The sequence below is a fragment of the Verminephrobacter aporrectodeae subsp. tuberculatae At4 genome (genome assembly GCF_000193225.1).
GTDB lineage: Bacteria > Pseudomonadota > Gammaproteobacteria > Burkholderiales > Burkholderiaceae_C > Acidovorax > Acidovorax aporrectodeae.
In genome coordinates, this window is the sequence record NZ_AFAL01000275.1 from 1 (window position 1) to 726 (window position 726).

Genomic DNA, 726 nt, shown 5'->3' on the forward strand with positions numbered 1-726 from the left:
GCATGGCCACGCCTGCGGCCACGGCCCCCACGCCGTAGACGCCCCCCCACCGCGCGAGCGGGGACAAGGGCCCATCGACATGCGCGTAGCCGCCGGCCCCCCAGGGAAGGCCCGTCCACAAGTTGCCCCGCACCAGCTCGGCGAGCAACCAGAGCGCCGCGAAAAGCAGCGCCGCCGACAGCGTGCCGCCCGGCGCAAGATGGCAGAACAGCCCCGCAGCGGTGGCGTAGAAACTCGCCATGAAGGCCGCCAACCCGAGCACTGCGGCCACCGCCAGCGGCGCGGGCAGCCCGCCGTAGACGTGCATGGAGATGAACAGCCACCAGAGCGTGCCCGCCAGCCAGGCCATGGCGAACAAGCCGCCGACCAGCGCGCCACGGCGCCACGCAAGGGCCCGGCCCGCGCCGGGTCGCAGCAGCCAGGCAAGCACGGCCAGCGACGCCAGTTGTAGCCACCACAGGGGCGCGCCGTTACCGGGCCAGGCCAGCGACGCGGCCTGCGCCAGCCCCGCGGCGAGCGCCACGAGCGCCTGCAGCACGTTCGGATGGGCGCGCATCAGCATCGATCGCCGGCGACTTTCTGCAGGAAACGGCGCTTTGATTGCTCTTCGGGCGATCTCGTGGGGTGTGCGGGTTGCGCGGCGGACACTGTGTTGGAGCGCAGGACATGCGCATGCGGTAGGGAGTGGGCCCCGCAGGATAGCCGATAGCCGTGGCCGCAGGCCGG

1 pseudogene is annotated in these 726 nt (G+C 72.7%); it reads right to left on the bottom strand.

Annotated elements, in window-relative coordinates:
• Positions 1-556 (bottom strand): annotated as a pseudogene (locus tag VTU_RS0106425) (apolipoprotein N-acyltransferase); the annotation flags it as partial.
• Positions 557-726 lie beyond the last annotated feature (170 nt).